The 18,031-nt window shown below is 75.0% G+C and carries 12 protein-coding genes; 7 read left to right on the top strand and 5 right to left on the bottom strand.

Annotation, left to right across the window (positions count from 1 at the left end; genetic code table 11):
- Positions 1-6: 6 nt before the first annotated feature.
- Positions 7-1,659: an ABC-F family ATP-binding cassette domain-containing protein gene (locus CG747_RS04140; RefSeq protein WP_100600230.1), complete on the bottom strand. Its 1,653-nt coding sequence runs from the start codon at positions 1,657-1,659 to the stop codon at positions 7-9.
- Between the two features lie 53 nt (positions 1,660-1,712).
- Here CG747_RS04140 and CG747_RS04135 point away from each other — a divergent pair, with 53 nt between their 5' ends.
- Positions 1,713-2,483, top strand: coding sequence for an enoyl-CoA hydratase/isomerase family protein (locus CG747_RS04135; RefSeq protein ID WP_100600229.1), 771 nt, complete (start codon positions 1,713-1,715; stop codon positions 2,481-2,483).
- Positions 2,484-2,516: 33 nt separating this feature from the next.
- Here the strand turns inward: CG747_RS04135 and CG747_RS04130 are convergent, their stop codons facing one another.
- Positions 2,517-3,188, bottom strand: a complete 672-nt coding sequence (locus CG747_RS04130) for a DJ-1/PfpI family protein (RefSeq protein ID WP_100600228.1) — start codon at positions 3,186-3,188, stop codon at positions 2,517-2,519.
- A 97-nt stretch (positions 3,189-3,285) separates the two neighbouring features.
- Entirely contained in the window at positions 3,286-4,245 is a 960-nt protein-coding gene (locus CG747_RS04125; protein WP_100600227.1) for a GlxA family transcriptional regulator, read from the bottom strand.
- 140 nt (positions 4,246-4,385) lie between these two features.
- On the opposite strand from CG747_RS04125, the gene CG747_RS04120 reads away from it, so the two are divergent.
- From CG747_RS04120 to CG747_RS04100, 5 genes are all read left to right on the top strand, one after another.
- Positions 4,386-5,252: a hypothetical protein gene (locus CG747_RS04120; protein WP_100600226.1), complete on the top strand. Its 867-nt coding sequence runs from the start codon at positions 4,386-4,388 to the stop codon at positions 5,250-5,252.
- Between the two features lie 142 nt (positions 5,253-5,394).
- The gene (locus CG747_RS04115) at positions 5,395-7,851 is read left to right on the top strand and encodes a Tex family protein (RefSeq protein ID WP_100600225.1); all 2,457 of its coding nucleotides are present in this window, start codon (positions 5,395-5,397) and stop codon (positions 7,849-7,851) included.
- Between the two features lie 181 nt (positions 7,852-8,032).
- Entirely contained in the window at positions 8,033-9,445 is a 1,413-nt protein-coding gene (locus tag CG747_RS04110; protein ID WP_257980209.1) for a hypothetical protein, read from the top strand.
- A complete protein-coding gene (locus CG747_RS04105) occupies positions 9,442-11,307 on the top strand; it encodes an AAA family ATPase (RefSeq protein ID WP_100600224.1) in 1,866 nt (621 codons plus the stop codon). The genes CG747_RS04110 and CG747_RS04105 overlap by 4 nt, the downstream gene beginning before the upstream one ends.
- Before the next feature lie 459 nt (positions 11,308-11,766).
- Positions 11,767-12,969, top strand: coding sequence for a Cmx/CmrA family chloramphenicol efflux MFS transporter (locus tag CG747_RS04100; RefSeq protein ID WP_100600223.1), 1,203 nt, complete (start codon positions 11,767-11,769; stop codon positions 12,967-12,969).
- A 221-nt stretch (positions 12,970-13,190) separates the two neighbouring features.
- Here the strand turns inward: CG747_RS04100 and CG747_RS04095 are convergent, their stop codons facing one another.
- Positions 13,191-15,173 carry an FUSC family protein gene (locus CG747_RS04095; protein ID WP_100600222.1) on the bottom strand — a complete coding sequence of 661 codons (1,983 nt, stop codon included), beginning with the start codon at positions 15,171-15,173 and terminating at the stop codon, positions 13,191-13,193.
- 388 nt (positions 15,174-15,561) lie between these two features.
- Between CG747_RS04095 and CG747_RS04090 the strand changes: the two genes are divergently transcribed.
- Positions 15,562-16,662 (top strand): FAD-dependent oxidoreductase, encoded by a 1,101-nt coding sequence (locus CG747_RS04090; RefSeq protein WP_180985382.1) that lies wholly within the window; start codon positions 15,562-15,564, stop codon positions 16,660-16,662.
- On the opposite strand, the gene CG747_RS04085 is transcribed toward CG747_RS04090, so the two are convergent.
- Positions 16,629-17,999: a M14 family metallocarboxypeptidase gene (locus tag CG747_RS04085; RefSeq protein WP_100600220.1), complete on the bottom strand. Its 1,371-nt coding sequence runs from the start codon at positions 17,997-17,999 to the stop codon at positions 16,629-16,631. The two genes, CG747_RS04090 and CG747_RS04085, sit on opposite strands and share 34 nt — an antisense overlap.
- Positions 18,000-18,031 lie beyond the last annotated feature (32 nt).

Genomic DNA, 18,031 nt, shown 5'->3' with positions numbered 1-18,031 from the left:
GCCTGGTCACACGGCCCGGTCGGTGATCCGTCCGCCGTCGACCACGATCCGCCGCGTGGTGTGCACCGCCTCCAGCATCCGGCGGTCGTGGGTGACCAGCAGCAGGGTGCCCGGGTACGACGCGAGGGCGGACTCCAGCTGCTCGATGGCGGGGAGGTCGAGGTGGTTGGTCGGCTCGTCGAGCACCAGGAGGTTGACTCCGCGGCCCTGGAGGAGGGCCAGCGCGGCCCGGGTGCGCTCCCCGGGCGAGAGGGTGTGCGCCGGGCGCAGCACGTGGGCCACCTTGAGGCCGAACTTGGCGAGCAGGGTGCGCACCTCGGCGGGTGCCAGGTCCGGGACGGCGGCCCGGAAGGCGTCCATCAGCGAGGTGTCGCCACTGCCCTGGAACAGCTGGCCTCGGGCCTGGTCGATCTCGCCGACCACCACGCCGGGGCCGAGCGAGGCCGCGCCGGAGTCCAGCGGCAGCCGGCCCAGGAGGGCGGCGAGCAGGGTGGACTTGCCGGCGCCGTTGGGGCCGGTGATGGCGACCCGGTCCGCCCAGTCGATCTGGAGGTCCACCGGGCCGAAGTGGAAGTCGCCGCGGCGGACCGCGGCCTGCCGGAGGGTGGCCACCACCGCGCCGGCCCGGGGCGCCGCGGCGATCTCCATCCGCAGCTCCCACTCCTTGCGGGGCTCCTCGACGACCTCCAGCCGGTCGATCATGCGCTGGGTCTGCTTGGCCTTGGCCGCCTGCTTCTCGGTGGCCTCGACCCGGCCCTTGCGGCCGATCTTGTCGTTGTCGGGGGCCTTGCGGCGGGCGTTGCGGACGCCCTTCTCCATCCAGTTGCGCTGGGTGTGCGCCCGGGTCTCCAGGGTCGCCCTGGTGTCGGCGTACTCCTCGTAGCGCTCGCGGGCGTGCCGCCGGGCCCGCTCGCGCTCGTCCAGGTACGCGGTGTAGCCGCCGCCGTAGGCGTTGACCTGCTGCTGGGCGAGGTCGAGTTCGAGGACGCGGGTGACCGTGCGGGCCAGGAACTCGCGGTCGTGGCTGACCAGGACGGTGCCGGCGCGCAGGCCGGTGACGAAGGCCTCCAGGCGGTCCAGGCCGTCCAGGTCGAGGTCGTTGGTGGGCTCGTCGAGGAGGAAGACGTCGTAGCGGGAGAGCAGCAGCGAGGCGAGCGAGGCGCGGGCGGCCTGGCCGCCGGAGAGGGTCGTCATCGGCTGGTCGAGGCTGACCGACAGGCCCAGCTGCGCGGCGGTCTCCTCGGCGCGGTCGTCGAGGTCGGCGGCGCCGAGGGCGAGCCAGCGCTCCAGGGCGGTGGCATAGGCGTCGTCGGCGCCGGGGCGGCCGTCGGCCAGCGCCTCGGTGGTGGCGTCCAGGGCGCGCTGGGCCTCGGCCACGCCCGTGCGGCGGGCGAGGAAGGCGCGCACCGACTCCCCGGGGTGGCGGTCCGGCTCCTGCGGGAGGTGGCCGACGGTGGCGGTCGGCGGGCTGAGGGCGAGACCGCCCTGCTCCGGGGTGACCAGCCCGGCCAGCAGGCGCAGCAGCGTGGACTTGCCGGCGCCGTTGGCGCCGACGAGGCCGATCACGTCGCCGGGGGCGACGACCAGATCGAGACCGGAGAACAGGACGCGCTCGCCGTGGCCGGCGGCGAGGTCTTTGGCGACGAGGGTTGCAGACATCAGTCGCCGATCGTATCCGGCCGGGCGCCCGGTGGTCGCTCTAATATCCGGGCATGGAACCGGGTCTGAAGACGCATGTCAGCGGCGGTACGGCGACCGTCACCATCAGCAATACGGGCAAGCGCAACGCGATGACCGTCGCGATGTGGCAGGAGCTGCCACCGCTGCTGGCGCGGCTGGCGGAGGACGGTGCGGTGCGGGCGCTGGTGCTGACCGGGGACGGCGGGACGTTCTGCGCGGGGGCGGACATCGGGTCGCTGCGGGACACGTCGGGGGCCTCGCAGGGGCTGGCGGTGGTGGCCGAGGAGGCGCTGGCGGCCTTTCCGCGTCCGACGGTGGCGGCGATACGGGGCTACTGCGTGGGGGGCGGCGCCCAGTTGGCGGCCGCCTGTGATCTGCGGTTCGCGGAGGAGGGGGCGTTGTTCGGGGTGACGCCCGCCAAGCTGGGGGTGGCGTATCCGGCGTCCGCGACCCGGCGGCTGGTCCGGCTGGTGGGACTGTCGGCCGCGAAGTACCTGCTGTTCTCCGGGGAGTTGATCGACTGCGCGCGGGCACTGCGGACCGGGCTGGTGGACGAGGTGGTGGCCGAGGGTGAGCTGGACAAGCGGATCGCGGAGTTCACCGCCGTCCTGGCGAGCCGGTCGCTGCTGACCCAGACCGCGGCGAAGGAACTGGCCAACGGGACGTGGGACGTGCCGCCGGAGGAAGCGGAGGCGCGCGGGGCGTTCTGGGCGGCGCAGGCGCGGGAGAGCGGCGACACCGCGGAGGGTGCCGCCGCCTTCCTGGAGCGCAGGGCGCCGCGGTTCAGGTGGCCGGAGGGCTGAGCGGCGGCCGCCGCCCGTGAACCTGACGCACCGTCACTTTCCTACGAGCCCTTCGTCCCGCCACCGCTTCCCGGCCAGGATGACGTCGCCGTGCTCCCGCAGGGCGGCGACGACGTCGGCCGGTGCCTTCTCCGGGGCGCCCGCGTCGTAGGGCGGCTGCGGGTCGTACTCGATGCCGAGCTGGATCGTCTGCGCGACGAAGTCGCCGGCGATCCGGCCGGCCAGGGTGAGCCCCATGTCGATGCCGGCGGAGACGCCGGCGGCGGTGACGTACTTGCCGTCGAAGACCACCCGCTCCCCCGTGGGTTCGGCGCCGTAGGTGGGGAGCAGGTCCAGCGCGAGCCAGTGGGAGGTGGCCCGGCGGCCCCGCAGGAGGCCGGCGGCGGCGAGGAGCAGCGAGCCGGTACAGACCGAGGTGGTCCAGGTGGTGCCGGCGTCCACGGCACGGATCCAGTCGTGCAGCGGACCGTCCGCCATGAGCGCGGCCTGCCCGGGGCCGCCGGGGACGACGAGGACGTCCGGCGCGGTGACGTCGCCGAGGGCGGCCTCCGCGACGAGGTTGAGGGAGCCCTTGTCGCTGCGGTGGGCGCCGGGGCGTTCGCCGACGAACACCACTTCGGCGTCCGGGACGAGCCCGAGGGTCTCGTAGGGGCCGATGGCGTCGAGGGCGGTGAAGCGGTCGTAGAGGAGGATGGCGATCTGCACGGGGGCCTCATTCCTGGGTCGGTCGTGCGGTGTGCCGTGGTGGCCGGTGGTGCGGTGTGCCGTGGTGGTCGGTGGCGGCGGGCGGTTCCGGGGCCGTTCAGGGCTGCCGGGCGGGCCGGAAGCGGCGGCGGTACTCCGCCGGGGAGGTGTCGAGGACCCGGACGAAGGCGCGGCGCATCGCCTCGGTGGTGCCGTAGCCGCACTGCCGGGAGATCTGCTCGATGCCGTCGGCGGTGTCCTCCAGGCGCCGCCGGGCCGCCTCCAGGCGGACCCGGTCGACGTAGCGGCCGGGGGTCATCCCGGTCTCGTCGCGGAAGGCGCGGGCGAAGTGCCGCGGGGAGAGCGCGGCGCGGTCGGCCAGGGCCTCGACGGAGAGGTCCGCCGCCGGGTGCTCGGTGATCCACTGCTGGACGTCGCGCAGCGGGCGGCGCTCCGCGGTCTGCGCGGCGAGCTGGGCGCTGAACTGGGTCTGGTTGCCGGGCCGGCGCAGGAAGACGACCAGGTGGCGGGCGATGGCCAGCGCGAGGTCGCGGCCGTGGTCCTCCTCGACCAGGGCCAGCGCCAGGTCGATGCCGGCGGTGACGCCCGCGGAGGTGGCCACGTCGCCGTCGCGGACGTAGATCGGTTCGGGTTCGACGCGGACCGCGGGGTGGCGGGCGGCGAGGTCGGCGCACAGGCTCCAGTGGGTGGTGGCGCGGCGGCCGTCCAGCAGTCCCGCCGCGGCCAGCAGGAAGGCGCCGCTGCAGACCGAGACCTGGCGGCGGGCCAGCGGGGCGTGCGTGCGGAGCCAGTCGACCAGGTGCGGGTCGGGGGTGCAGGTGCCGTGGCCGCCCGGTACGAGGAGGGTGTGCGGGGGTTCGGCGGCGTCCAGCGCGAGGTCCGGTACGAGGGTGAGGCCGCTGGTGGTGCGGACCGGGGCGCCGTCCAGGGTGGCGGTGCGGATGCGGTAGGCCCCGGGGGCGCCCTGCCCGGCACCGCTGAAGACCTCGACCGGGCCGGTCACGTCGAGGCTCTGCACGCCGTCGAAGAGGACGACCAGTACGTCGCGCTGCTCCATGCCGTACATCCTGGCCAGCGGGACGGATGGCGGCAATGACGGATTTCCCACCTTTCCTGCCATGCGGGCTCCAGGCGGCCCCCGGAGCGGTGCGGGCGGCTCGGGGTGGCGGCATACCAACGGGTCGGTAACCTGCTGGCATGACCTCTTCCAGCGCACTGCCAGAACGGGCCGGCCGGCACTGCCACAACGCCCTCAACCCCTTCCACTCGGCGCACTACTTCGCCCCCGAACTCGGCGCGGAAATGACCGGGTTGGGGGTGGACGGCCGCGCCGGGTACTTCGCCGCCCGGAGCGCGCCGCTGGGCGCGGTGGGCGCGGGTACGGTCACCGCGACCTTCTACTCCTTCAAGCACGAGCTGGTCGCCCAGCACGTCCCGCAGGTCTGGACGGTCACCACACCGCAGGCCGTCCTGGACGCCCGGCTGCGGGCGGTGGACGCCTCCCTGCGCCGGTGCCTCGGCGACGCGGTGGAGTCCGCGGAGATGGCGGAGGCGGCGAAGCTCGCGCTGACCGCCGCCGAGGGCTGCGCCCGGCACGCCCGGCCGCTGTTCTCCGCCTACGCCGACCTGCCGGTGCCGGACGCCCCGCACCTCGCCTACTGGCACGCCGCGTCGCTGCTGCGCGAACACCGCGGCGACGGCCACCTGGTGGCCCTGCTGGACGCCGGGCTGGACCCGGTGGAGGCGCTGGTCTCGCACGCCGCCAGTGGGCACGGGATGAGCTACCGCGGCATCCTGGCGACCCGCGGCTGGTCGCAGGAGGAGCTGACGGCCGCACAGGAGCGGCTGCGCGCACGCGGGCTGCTGGCCACCGCCGACGAACTGACCGAGGCCGGGACGGCGCTGCGCAAGGACCTGGAGCGGACGACGGACCGGCTGGACCGGGCGCCGTACGAGCACCTGGGGGCGGCGGGCGTGGCCCGGCTGACCGAGCTGGCGGCCGGGTTCGCCAAGCTCCTCGTGGAGTCCGGGGCGTTCCCCCAGGCGCTGTTCGGCAGGGAGTAGCCGACGGCCCGGTACGGGGGCGCCGGGGGTGCGTGCGTCTTCTCACACCCCCGGCGCCCCCGGCCGGGCGGTGCGACAGTCCGGGGGGCCAACCTGCACAATGCAGGCTCAGGAAAGTCGCTGGAAGGCGGGCAGGATCAACGTGACGGCAGCCACTGAGCCCATCGGGACCCCCGGGTCCATCGAAGCGCGGATCGCCGACGAGCTCGGCGTCAGGGAGCGGCAGGTGAAGGCCGCGGTCGAACTGCTCGACGGCGGCTCGACCGTCCCGTTCATCGCGCGCTACCGCAAGGAAGCGACCGAGATGCTGGACGACGCGCAGCTGCGCTCCCTGGAGGAGCGGCTGCGCTACCTGCGGGAGCTGGAGGAGCGGCGGACCGCCGTCCTGGAGTCCGTGCGGTCGCAGGGCAAGCTGGACGCCGCGCTGGAGGCGCAGATCCGCGAGGCCGAGTCCAAGGCCCGGCTGGAGGACATCTACCTGCCGTTCAAGCCGAAGCGGCGCACCAAGGCGCAGATCGCGCGGGAGGCGGGCCTCACACCGCTGGCCGACGGACTGCTGGCCGACCCGTCGGTGGAACCGGCCTCGGCCGCCGCGGCCTTCGTGGACGCGGACAAGGGCGTCGCCGATCCGGCCGCGGCCCTGGAGGGCGCGCGGGCGATCCTCACCGAGCGGTTCAGCGAGGACGCGGACCTGATCGGGGAGCTGCGCGAGCGGATGTGGTCGCGCGGCCGGGTCGCGGCGAAGGTGCGGGCGGGCAAGGAGGAGGAAGGCGCCAAGTTCGCCGACTACTTCGACTTCGCCGAGCCGTTCACCGAACTCCCCTCCCACCGGGTGCTGGCGATGCTGCGCGGCGAGAAGGAGGACGTGCTCGACCTCGCCCTGGAGCCGGAGGACCCGGCGGAGGCCGGTGAGGGCCCCAGCTCCTACGAGCGGTCCATCGCGCACCGCTTCGAGATCACCGATCGGGGCCGGCCGGCCGACAAGTGGCTTCAGGACACGGTCCGCTGGGCCTGGCGCACCCGCGTCCAGGTGCACCTCGGGATCGATCTGCGGCTGCGGCTGCGGCAGGCAGCCGAGGACGAGGCGGTCCGGGTCTTCGCCGCGAACCTGCGGGACCTGCTGCTGGCGGCGCCCGCCGGGACGCGCGCCACGATGGGCCTGGACCCCGGTTTCCGCACCGGCGTGAAGGTGGCCGTGGTCGACGCGACCGGCAAGGTGGCGGCGACCGAGACGATCTACCCGCACGTGCCGCAGCAGAAGTGGGACGCGGCGCTGGCCACCCTGGCGCGGCTGGCGCGGGAGCACCGCGTCGAGCTGATCGCGATCGGCAACGGCACCGCCTCCCGGGAGACCGACAAGCTGGCGGCCGAACTGATCGACGCACAGCCGGAGTTGAAGCTCACGAAGGTGATGGTGTCCGAGGCGGGCGCCTCGGTGTACTCGGCCTCCGCGTTCGCCTCCCAGGAGCTGCCCGACCTGGACGTGTCGCTGCGCGGCGCGGTGTCCATCGCGCGGCGCCTCCAGGACCCGCTGGCCGAACTGGTCAAGATCGACCCCAAGTCGATCGGGGTCGGCCAGTACCAGCACGACCTGGCCGAGGCCAAGCTGTCGCGCTCGTTGGACGCGGTGGTCGAGGACTGTGTGAACGGCGTCGGCGTGGACGTCAACACCGCCTCCGCGCCGCTGCTCGCCCGGGTCTCCGGCATCAGCTCCGGCCTGGCCGAGAACATCGTGACCCACCGGGACGGCAACGGCCCGTTCCGCTCCCGCAAGGCCCTCAAGGACGTCCAGCGGCTGGGCCCCAAGGCGTACGAGCAGTGCGCGGGCTTCCTGCGGATCCGCGGCGGCGACGACCCGCTGGACGCCTCCAGCGTGCACCCGGAGGCGTACCCGGTGGTGCGCCGGATGGTGCAGGCGGCGAACAGCGAGGTCGGGGCGCTGATCGGCAACACCGCCGCGCTGCGCGCCCTGCGCCCGGCGGACTTCGTCGACGACTCCTTCGGTCTGCCGACGGTGACCGACATCCTCCAGGAGCTGGAGAAGCCGGGCCGCGACCCCCGGCCGGAGTTCCGGACCGCGACCTTCAAGGAGGGCGTGGAGAAGATCGGCGACCTGGCGCCGGGGATGCTCCTGGAGGGCGTGGTGACCAACGTCGCCGCCTTCGGGGCGTTCGTGGACGTGGGCGTCCACCAGGACGGTCTGGTGCACGTCTCGGCGATGTCGAAGACCTTCGTCAAGGACCCGCGGGACGTGGTGAAGCCGGGCGACATCGTCCGGGTGAAGGTGCTCGACGTCGACATCCCGCGGAAGCGGATCTCGCTGACCCTGCGGCTGGACGACGAGCCGGGCAAGGGCGCTCCGGCCGGTGGCGGTGAGCGGCGCGGCGGTTCCGGTGGCGGTGAGCGGCGCGGCGGTGCCGGCGGCGGTCGGGGGCCGCGCGAGGGCGGCCGGGGCGGTGCGCCGCGGCAGCGGCAGGGCGGCGGCGAGCGGGGCGGCGAGCGCCGTGGCGGCCGGGACGCCGGACCGGTCAACGACGCGATGGCGGACGCGCTGCGGCGGGCCGGGCTGCTGGGCGGCAAGGACGGCCGTCGAGCGTGACGGACTGACGGTGGGTCGGGGCGGGTGGCACTGCCGCCCGCCCCGACCGCCGCGACGAGCGCCCCGCCCGGTCCGGACGCTGTTGGCCAACAGCGTCCGGACCGGGCGGGGCGCTCGTCGTCGACCCCGTTGTCAGTGGCTGCTGGTACCAATGGAGGCGGCTGAGAACGGGGGGTGGGTCATGGCTCACGACATGGCGGCGGTCGCGCGGCGGCCGGTGATCGGGGTGGCCGACCGGCGGGCGCTGGAGAGTTGGCGGCCGGCGGATCCGGCGGTGGTCGTGCAGGCGCGGCGGCTCAAGGAGGCCGCGCTGACGGACTTCGGGCTGACCGAGTCCGTGGTGGCGTCGTGGATCTACGCCAAGTGCCACCACCAGATCCCGACGACGGCGGTGGACACGGCGGCCCTGCTCGCCGGCGGCGACGGCACCCACCCCCTGCTGTACAACCCGGACTTCTTCGTCCGACTGGGCCTGGAGGGCGTGAAGTTCGTCCTGTTCCACGAGGCCCGGCACCTGGTGCACCGGCACTTCTTCGCCGATCCGGAGCTGCGCGCCGACCCGGTGTTCACCATCGCCGCCGAAGTGGCCGTCAACCACGTCGCGTTGGTGCGGCTCCGGCGCACCGCCCTGCCGCTGCTGGACGACCGGCCGGTCGGCGTCGATCCGTTCGAGGTCCACGCCGCATACGTCGCCGACCTGACGGAGCAGGGCCTCGAACCGCTCCCCTACGACGACTTCGTCGAGACCGACATGCGGGTGTTCACCGAGCTCAAGCGGATGACCAGCCCCCCGGTGCCGCCGCCGACGGCGGCCTGCCTGCACCTGACCGACCCGGCGGTGGCGGGCGGCGATCAGGGCACCATCGACGAGGTGGTCTCCGCCGCACTGCTGAACGCGCTGCTCGCGGCCCGGCGCGGACACCCGGACGCCGAGCGGGAGTTGCTCGACCTGATGGACCGCACGGACGGGACGTCGGCGCGGGCGCGCCGGGTGTGGGGGCGGCTGGGCGCGGGGTTGCTGCGCGGCGAGACCCCGCGCACCGGCCGGGTCGACTGGTGGCAGCGCTGGCTGGTCGACGTGCTGGCCTCGAAGCTGGCGGAGGGCGAGCGGTTGGTCTACCCGAAGAAGCGCGGTGCGCTGCTGGCCGCGCTGGGGCACGATCCGCTGCTCTCGCGGCGCGGACCGGTCCGGGAGAAGGTGCTGGTCGTCGCGTACGACACCTCGGCCTCGATGCCGGACCGGGTGGTCGAGTGGCTGACCGGGCTGGTGGGCTCGATCGACGGGGTGGTGGCGCACTGGCTGTCGTTCGACGGGGTGGTGATGCCGTTCCGCCCCGGGGAGCGGGTGTACGGCGGCGGCGGGACGAGCTTCCAGGCGGTGGCCGACCACGTCGAGGGCCGTGCGGTGATGGACGGCCGCCCCTTCGAGGACATACCGGATGCCGTGGTGATGCTCACCGACGGCCGCGCACCCGCGATCACCCCCGCCGAGCCGGACAAGTGGATCTGGCTGATCACCGACGGCGGCGACGACTGGCCCGACCACCACACCCCGCCGATGGCCTGCCATCGCGTGACGACGGGAGACCGATGAGCACCACCACGCCGACGACACCGGTCCGGCCGGGCCTGCGGGCGAACGCCACCTATCCGGAGCCCCCGGAGAGCGGGACGGAGGTGTCCCGGCTGGAGTCGTTCATCGACGCGATGATCGACATGGGGCAGACCGGCCAGATCTTCGGTGAGCACGGCATCGGGAAGACCGCGACCTTCTTCTCGCACCTCCCCGAGGCGTATCCGGACACCGAGTTGGTCTTCGTCCCGGCCGCCAATCTCACCCCGGACGACCTGCTGGTCAGCGCCCCGGTGCGGGACGCCCGGACCGGTGAACTGGCCTTGCGGCAGCTGGTGATGAGCCAGCTGCGGCCCGGCAGGCCGTTCGTGCTGCTGATCGACGACTCGTTGCAGGCCGGGCCCGCGATCCAGTCGCAGCTGATGCAGATCGCCTGCAACTGGACGCTCGGCGAGTACGACCTGCGGGAGCTGGGCTGCATCGGCGTCTTCCTGACGGACAACGAGTCGCTGGCGGAGACCGCGGCCCGGCGCAGCGATCTGGCGGTACTGGACCGGATGGTGACGATCCGGTTGTCCGCCAACGACACGTCCTGGCGGCACCGGCTCGCGGCGAAGTACCACGACTGGGACCTGCGCGAGGTGTTCACCACCTGGGCCGCTCTCGCCCCGTCGCTGCGCGAACTCCTCTCGCCGCGCACCCTCGACCACATCCTGGCCAACGCCCGCGAGGGCTTCCCGCTGCGCTGGGGGCTGCCGCTGGTGGGCGGCGAACGGCTGCGGCTGGTGGAGGAGCGGCCCGGGGGCAGGGCGGGCACGGACCGTACGGCGGAGATCCTCGACCGGATCGCGGCGGCCGTGGGGGCCGGGAATCCCGCCACGGTGCCGGACCCGGTGCGCGCGGTGGTGCGGGCCGCCCTGCGCAACCGCTGGACGGTGCTGCTGCAGGGCCCGCCCGGATGCGGCAAGACCGAGCTGGTGCGCGAGACGGTCCGGGAGGGCCTGGGCGGACGCGAGCCGCTGTACTTCTCGCTGCCGGTGACCAACGTCGAGGACCTGTGCGCGCCGATCCCCACCGCCGACGGCGCGTTGGAGAACCTCCTCGCCGCGCCGTTCCTGGACCCGGAGCCCAAGGCGATCGTCTGGGACGAGTACAACCGCCCCAAGGACAAGGCGGCGTTCGCCAAGCTGATGGAGATCACCCAGGAGTGGTCGCTGGCCGGGCGGCCGATCCCGAACCTCCGGGCCCAGATAGCGGTCCAGAATCCGCCGTACCACCTCGGCCGCAAGCTGCTGGTCGCCCGCAACAACATCGCCCAGGCGAGCCGTTTCACCGCCTCGCTGACGGTGGAGCCGGGCGACATCCCGGCCAATGAGTGGCTGATCGCGAAGTACGGCGCGGTCGCCGAGACGGTCCTGGAGTGGTGGAAGCACGACATCGACGAGGAGGGCCGGGCCTGGATCACCAAGCGCACCATCGAGCGGCTGGTCAAACTCCACCAGCGCGGTCTGCCGCTGGAGATGGGCACGATCTACCTCGGTGACGGCGAGTACGCCCCGGTGTCGCTGACCGCGCTGCTCGACCGGCTGAGCGACCGGCCGGTCACCGGGCTGAAGGAGGTGGCGCGGGACGTCGACGCCTGGGAGGACAGACTGCGGTCGGCCGCCGAGGTGTCCGGCGAGGGGACGAACGACACCGACACGGTCCACCAGGTGCTGGCGACCGCCGAGTTGACGCAGTTGCGGGAGCACCGTGCGGTGGTGGCCCGGCTGGTACCGCTGCTGCCGCCGAAGCTGCGGTCGACGTATCTGGTCGGGGCGGCACCCGACGTGCAGCGCTTCTGGATCGAGGTCTTCGCGCGGATACCGCGGGCCCCGCGCTGACCCGACCGCCGGCGCACCGGCGTCGCGGCGCGGGTGGACCGGGACCGGTCCGATGCCGATCCACCGGACGGGCCCCGGGCTGTCCGGCCCTCATGCGGCCCTCATGCGGCGGATGGGCCCGAAATCCGTGGACGGGGGCCGGGCGGTCCGGTTAGCCTGCGGACCATGTCCAGCCCCGAGTCCTCAAGACGCTAGCCACCGGGCGCCGTCCGGTGGCTCCTCGTGCTGCCGTTTCCGCGGCCGCGACACCGCCCTCGGGCTGCCGTCGCGTCGGCGCGCCTTCTCTCGCGCCGCCACGCCGAGGTCTTCTCCCGCCACCGGACCGCCTGTTGAGGCAGGTCTTGTCCATGCGGTAGCCGGGGCTGCCGCTTCCTCGACCGGTCCTACCGAGCGCCGTCGGCCCCGCCGGCAGTGCCCTCGGCCGGTGCCGGTCCACGGTGTGGTTGCGGAGATCTTCTGATGCCATTCGCTCTCTACGTGCTCGCGCTGGCGGTATTCGCGCAGGGCACATCCGAGTTCATGCTGTCCGGGCTGATTCCGGACATCGCCGTCGATCTACAGGTGTCCGTCCCGGCCGCGGGCGCGCTGACCTCGGCGTTCGCGGCCGGGATGATCGTCGGGGCGCCGCTGATGGCGCTGCTGAGCCGGCGCTGGCCGCGGCGCCGCGCCCTGCTGGTCTTCCTGGTCGCCTTCCTGCTGGTCCACGTCCTGGGCGCGGTGACCACCAGCTTCGGCGTGCTGCTGGCCACCCGGGTGGTGGCGGCGCTGGCCAATGCCGGGTTCCTGGCGGTGGCGCTGGCCACCGCGGCCGCGATGGTCGCGCCGGACGCCAAGGGCCGGGCCACCTCCGTCCTGTTGGGCGGCACGACGCTGGCCTGTATCGCGGGGGTTCCGGCCGGTGCCGTGCTGGGGCAGGAGTGGGGCTGGCGTTCGGCGTTCTGGGCGGTGGCCGCGGTGTCGGTGCCGGCCGTCGTCGCCCTCGTGCGGTCCGTACCGGGCGGTCCGGCCGGTGCCGGTGCGGACGCCGCGGCGCCCGGTGCGCGCGGTGAGTTGCGGGCGCTGCGCCGGCCCCGGCTGCTGGTGACGCTGCTGTTGGCGGCGCTGGTCAACGGTGCCACGTTCTGCACCTTCACCTACCTCGCGCCGCTGGTCACCGACGTCACCGGTTTCGGTGCCGCCGGGGTACCGGTGGTGCTGGCGCTGTTCGGGCTGGGTTCGTTCGCCGGGGTCACGGCGGGCGGGCGACTGGCGGACCGGCGGCCCCGGCCGCTGCTCGCGATCGGGGGCGTGGCGCTGCTGGTGGGCTGGGCGGTGTTCGCGCTGTCGGCCGGTGCCGCGGTGGCCGCGGTCGCGCTGGTCTTCGTCCAGGGCACCCTGTCGTTCGCGGTCGGCTCCACCCTGATCGCGCAGGTGCTCTACGCGGCCGCCGAGGCTCCGACACTGGGCGGCGGTTTCGCGACCGCGGCGCTCAATGTGGGCGCCGCGGTCGGCCCCTGGTGGGGCGGCATCACGCTCGCCGCGGGCTTCGGCTACCGCGCGCCGCTGTGGGTGAGCGCCCTGCTGGTGGCGGTGGCGCTGGCGGTCGGTGGCGCGGCGGAGGGGCTACGGGTGCGGCGGCGGGCGGCCGGCGGCGCGGGGAAGGTGGCGGCGCCGGCGTCGTGACGGGGGGTGCTTCGGGGCGGTGGTCATTCGAGGGCGGTGGCCATCCGGGGCGGGGCCGGGTCCCGGCCCCGGTCAGGTTCCCGGTCCCGGTCAGGGCCGGAGTCCGCGGCGTATGCGGTCGGCAGGAGGCCCGGACAGAGCGGTCACCGGTCACCGGTCACCAGGCGGCCGGGTCACCAAGCGGCCGGGTCGCCGAGCCGCCTGGCCGGCGAGCCGCCTGCTCACCGGGCACCCGCGTAGCCGCGCAGGCGCTCCAGTTCGGCCGCGACGTCGGTGAGGGTGGCGCAGTCCGGGACCGGTCGGAGTTCCGGTGGCGGGGTGCCGGGCGGGCGGTGGCCGGGGGCCTCCAGGGCGTCGGCCATGGCGGAGAGGGCCTGGCAGAGCCGCTCGGCCTCCGTCGGGCCCGGGCGGCGGGCGCCGTGGTCGAGGCGGACGGCGCAGGCGGTGGCGGCGTCGACGATGCGTTCGGCGGCGGTGACCACCGTCAGCCAGTCGGGTCCGGGGTCCCGGGCGGGACGGAACTCCGCGGCGGCGGTCTCCGCGGCGCCCCGGGCCTGGGCCAGCGTCCGGTACGCGGCCCGGCGCAGCGCCAGCCGCCCCGCGGCGACGGCAGCGGCGTCGGCGGCCCCACCGGGGGCGGTGGCGGCGTCGGCCGCGGGCCGGGGTTCCAGGACGTACCGCAGGAAGCGCTCGGTGCTCCGCAGCGCCTCCGTGACCCGCGGGCCGACCCGGCGGCGCGGATCCGTGAGGTGCGGCAGGTGCCCGACGACCAGCACGATCCCGCATGCGAGGGAGGTGTCGACGATCCGCTCGGGGGCGGCCTGCGGAGCGCCCCCGACGTAGACGAAGGACAGCACCATCAAGGTGATCGCCCCGGTCTGCAGCGCGAAGTGCCGGGTGGCGAACGGCAGCAGCGCACCGCCCGCACCGGCGACCAGGGCGGGCCACCAGCTCCCGGACAGCAGCGCCCCGGCCGCCGCGAAGACCAGGACGCCGGCCGCGGTGCCGGCGAAGCGGTTGACCGTACGGGAGAACAGCGGGCCCAGGTCCGGCTTGACGAGGAAGGTGACGGTGGCCGGCAGCCAGTACCAGTGGTCGGCGCGGAGCAGCAGGGCCACCGCCCCGCTGGTGCCGATGCAGAGGGCGACCCGCAGCCCGTAGTCCCGGCCGGCCGGGCCCAGTGCGCCGCGGGGGCCCGCGGCGCGTTCCGGCGGGGCGGAGGTGCCCGCCGCGGGCGGTGGCACCGGCCGTTCCCGGTCGAAGGCGACCGCGGTGTCCAGCAGGGCGTGGTCGAAGGCGCCGCGGGCGGCGGAGCTGCGGTCCGGGGCGGCGAGCCGGCCCGGTGGCCGGCCGGTGCGCAGCGCCTCGGCGAACCGGCGGGGACTCTCGGCGACCCGCGGCGGCAGCGGGCGGGCCTCCCACAGCAGCGCGACGCTGGCCTCGCAGAGCGCGGTGGCCGCGGCGAAGCGCTCCGCCAGCAGGAGTTCCTCCGGGCGGGCCGGGCGGCCCAGCAGCCGGCTGGTGAGCCGGCGCAGCCGCAGCGCCTCGTCGGCGCGGTCCAGGGCGGCGGTGAGCCGGCGGCGGGCGGGCTCCGCGCCCGGCCCGCCGGCCGCCGCCAGGGCGTCGGCGAGCGCGTCGAAGACCGTGGCGACGGCCGCCCGTTCCCCGCTGAGCGGTCCGCCCGCGGGGCGCGGCGACCGCAGCACGAGCCGGAGCAGAAGCAGCCAGAGGCAGCCGGCGAGGACGTAGAGCGCCTTGGCCCATGGCGCGCCGGGCAGGGGCATGCCCGCGCCGAGGACGGTGGCGGCGAGCATCTGCATCCCGGCGGTGGAGCGCACCGGCCCGGCCACGCTGCCCGCGCCGGAGACGAAGCCGACCGCACTGAGCGCCGGGACCACCCACCAGCCCGCGTCGGCGGCCCGCAGGGACTCGCCCATCAGCATGCCGAGCGCGGAGGCCAGCGCGGGCAGGCCGATGTGGACGATGCCGGTGCGCCGGGTGCCGGGGCGGTCGTTGACGCCCGCCAGCATCGAGCCGAGGGCGGTCAGCACGCCGGGGGCCGGGTGTCCGGCGGCGATCCCCGCGGCCAGCAGCGGTCCCGCGCAGAGCGTGCCCCGGGCCACCGCCGCCCAGGGCACGGGCAGCCGCTGCCACTGGAAGGGGTGGGCGAGCCAGGCGGGCACGGCGCGCCGGTGGCGGAGCATGGGTCTCCTCGGACGATGGCGGGGACGGGATACGGGTGCGCGGCCAGGAGTGGTCGCGGGCGGATCCGAGGGGCGTCATCGGCCGACGGTGCCGGGGCCCGGCCGGTGGCGTGGCGGGGCCGGTCCACCGAGGGCCCTACCAGCCTACGGTCCGGTTGTGTCCGGCCCACTGCCGGAGGGTTACACAAAGATCAAAGGTGGAGAAGGTCACAGGCGACGGGTTCGGAGGACAGCGCGCTCGTCGGGCGTCGAAATCCAGGACGGCGGCGATGGCCGGACGAGTGGACGAGGACGACGGCAAGACGGCAAGACGGCAAGACGGCAAGCGCACCACGCCGCGAACGGCACCACGCACAGCAAGGCGACAGGACCTCGGGAGGGCACGGAGATGACGGATCGGCGGTCGGCGGGGACGGGCGGGTCGGTGGACCCGGAGATATGCGTGGTCGGCGGCGGGGTGATCGGGCTGACCTCGGCGATCGTGCTCGCCGAGGCCGGGTACCGGGTGCGGGTGGTGGCCCGGGACGCGGCCGGCGACACGACTTCGGCGGTGGCCGGCGGCCTGTGCTGGCCCTACCGGATCCAGCCGTACGACGACGCGATCCGCTGGTCGCTGCGCTCCCTGGACGTGCTCACCGGGCTCGCCGCGCGACCGGCGGAGACCGGGTCCCGGCTGGTGACGGGCACCCTCGCGAGCACCCCGGGGGCTCACGCCGGTCACGGCGGTCACGGGGACGACGGGGGTGACGAGAGCGCCGCGGCCGGACCCGAGGAGGGTCTCGGTGCCTGGTACGCGGCGGTGCCGGGGCTGCGGCGGGCCCGCGCCGAGGAGCTTCCCCCCGGCTGCGGCGCGGGGTGGCGGGCGCGTACGCCGCTGGTGGAGATGCCGGTGCACCTGAGGTATCTGGAGCGGCGGCTGGTGGCGGCCGGCGGGAGTGTGGTGGCGGGTCCGGTGGCGTCCCTGGCGGAGGCGGCCGACGGCGTGCGGGCGGTGGTGAACTGCTCCGGGCTGGGGGCCCGTGAGCTGGTTCCGGACCCGGCCGTGCAGCCCGTCCAGGGGCAGTTGGTGATCGTGGAGAATCCGGGCGTCGAGGAGTGGTTCACCGCCGCCGATGCGGGCGCGGTGGACACCACGTACCTCCTGCCGCAGCCGTTCGGGCTGGTCCTGGGCGGGACGGCGCGGGAGGGGGCCTGGTCGCGGGAGCCGGATCCGGCGGTGGCGGAGGCGATCGTGGCGCGCTGCGCCCGGTACTTCCCCGAGGTGGCGCGGGCCCGCGTCCTGGCGCACCGGGTGGGGTTGCGCCCGGCCCGTCCGGCGGTGCGGCTGGCGGCGGAGCGACTGCCGGACGGGACGGTGTGCGTGCACAACTACGGGCACGGGGGTGCGGGGGTGACCGTGTCCTGGGGGTGCGCGGACGAGGTGCTGCGGCTGGTGCGGGCCGAGATCGCGCCGGCTCAGGGGCCGACCGGGGTGCCCGCCGCGACGTGAGAGTCGGCGCGTGCGTCCAGCAGCAGCGGGACCAGCGCGCGCAGTGACTGGCGCAGCGGGACGGTGGCGCCGCCGTCGCCGTCCCGCAGCCAGTGCACGCCGTGTGCCGCCAGTACGGCTTCGGCCCGGGCGAACTGCGCGGCGTCCAGGCGGTAGGCGCGCGGCGGGCGGGTCAGGACGCGGTCGGCGGTCGGGGGTTCATTGTCGGCGCCGCCGAGGTAGATCGGGCCGTGGTCGGCCAGACCGGCGCTGCGGGCCGCCGCGGTGGCCGCCTCGATGCGCCCGCGGTGCTGCTCAAGGAAGGCGAACAGCCCTTTCAGACCGGCGAGTTGGGAGTCCACCCGGCGGCGTCTGCTGGGGGCCGGGTCGGCCTGCTCGGTGTCGGTGGGCGCGGCGGACCGGGTGTCCGCCCGGGTGGGGGCCGCGGGCGGGTCGACGCGGGTTTCCACGAGCAGCCCGAGGGAGCCCTTGACCCCGGCCGTGTTGCGCAGGATCCGCTCCTGGCCGTCGCCGGCGACCTGTTTGACGGGGGCGCCGGTCACCGGGTCGGTCCAGATGCCGTAGACGCCGGTGCTGAAGCCGGCTGCCCGGGCGGCGGGGGTGACGAAGTCCTGGGACAGGGCGGTGGATTCGCGGTGGACGGGGTCCGCGGTGTTGGGGTTCCGCGGCCACAGGGAGAGCAGGTCCTTGACGTAGTAGGGCGCCTTGGGGGTGTATTCGTGCAGGTCGTAGATGGTGTCGGGGCGGTAGTCGCGGATCACCGCGGCCGTCGCGCGGGCTTCGGGGGTGGTCAGCGCGAGGTGGTCGCGGTTGATGTCGGTGCCGTCGGCGTTGCCGCGGGTGTCGGCGGCCCGGCCGTCGGGGTTGGCCGTGGGGATGACGAGAACGCTGGTGCGCGCGAGGAAGCGGAGGGTGGCCGGGTCCTTGGCGTAGGCGAGGTTGCGGACGGTGGTCAGGCACGCCTCGCGGCCGGAGGGTTCGTCGCCGTGCTGGGAGCAGACCAGCAGCACGGAGTTGCCGCGCCGGACGGCGGCGGGGCGCCGGGGGGCGGGGGCGCCGAGGCGGACCAGTCGCAGGGGGCGGCCCTGTGCGGTGGTGCCGATCCGGTCGATGCGGACGCGGGGTGCGGCGCCCGCGGCCCGGGACAAGGCCGCGAGGAACGCGGTTTCCTCCGGTTCACTGGTCCAGCGGGCGCCGTGGCTGGACTCGAATCCGGTACGCGGCACGCGCGTCGGGGTGGCGTCGGCGGACGGGGCGGGGCTGATCCCGGCGGTGAGGGCGGCGGCCAGCGCACCGAGGGCGAGGCCGCGGGAGCGGAGTGATCCAAGGGGTGCCACGAGGGTGCCTCCGTGGGTCGGCAGCGTGGGTG

This window comes from Streptomyces sp. CB02959 (genome assembly GCF_002803155.1).
Lineage (GTDB): Bacteria > Actinomycetota > Actinomycetes > Streptomycetales > Streptomycetaceae > Streptomyces.
Note: the sequence above shows the minus strand (reverse complement) of the source record. Positions and strands in the feature narration are given on the sequence as shown.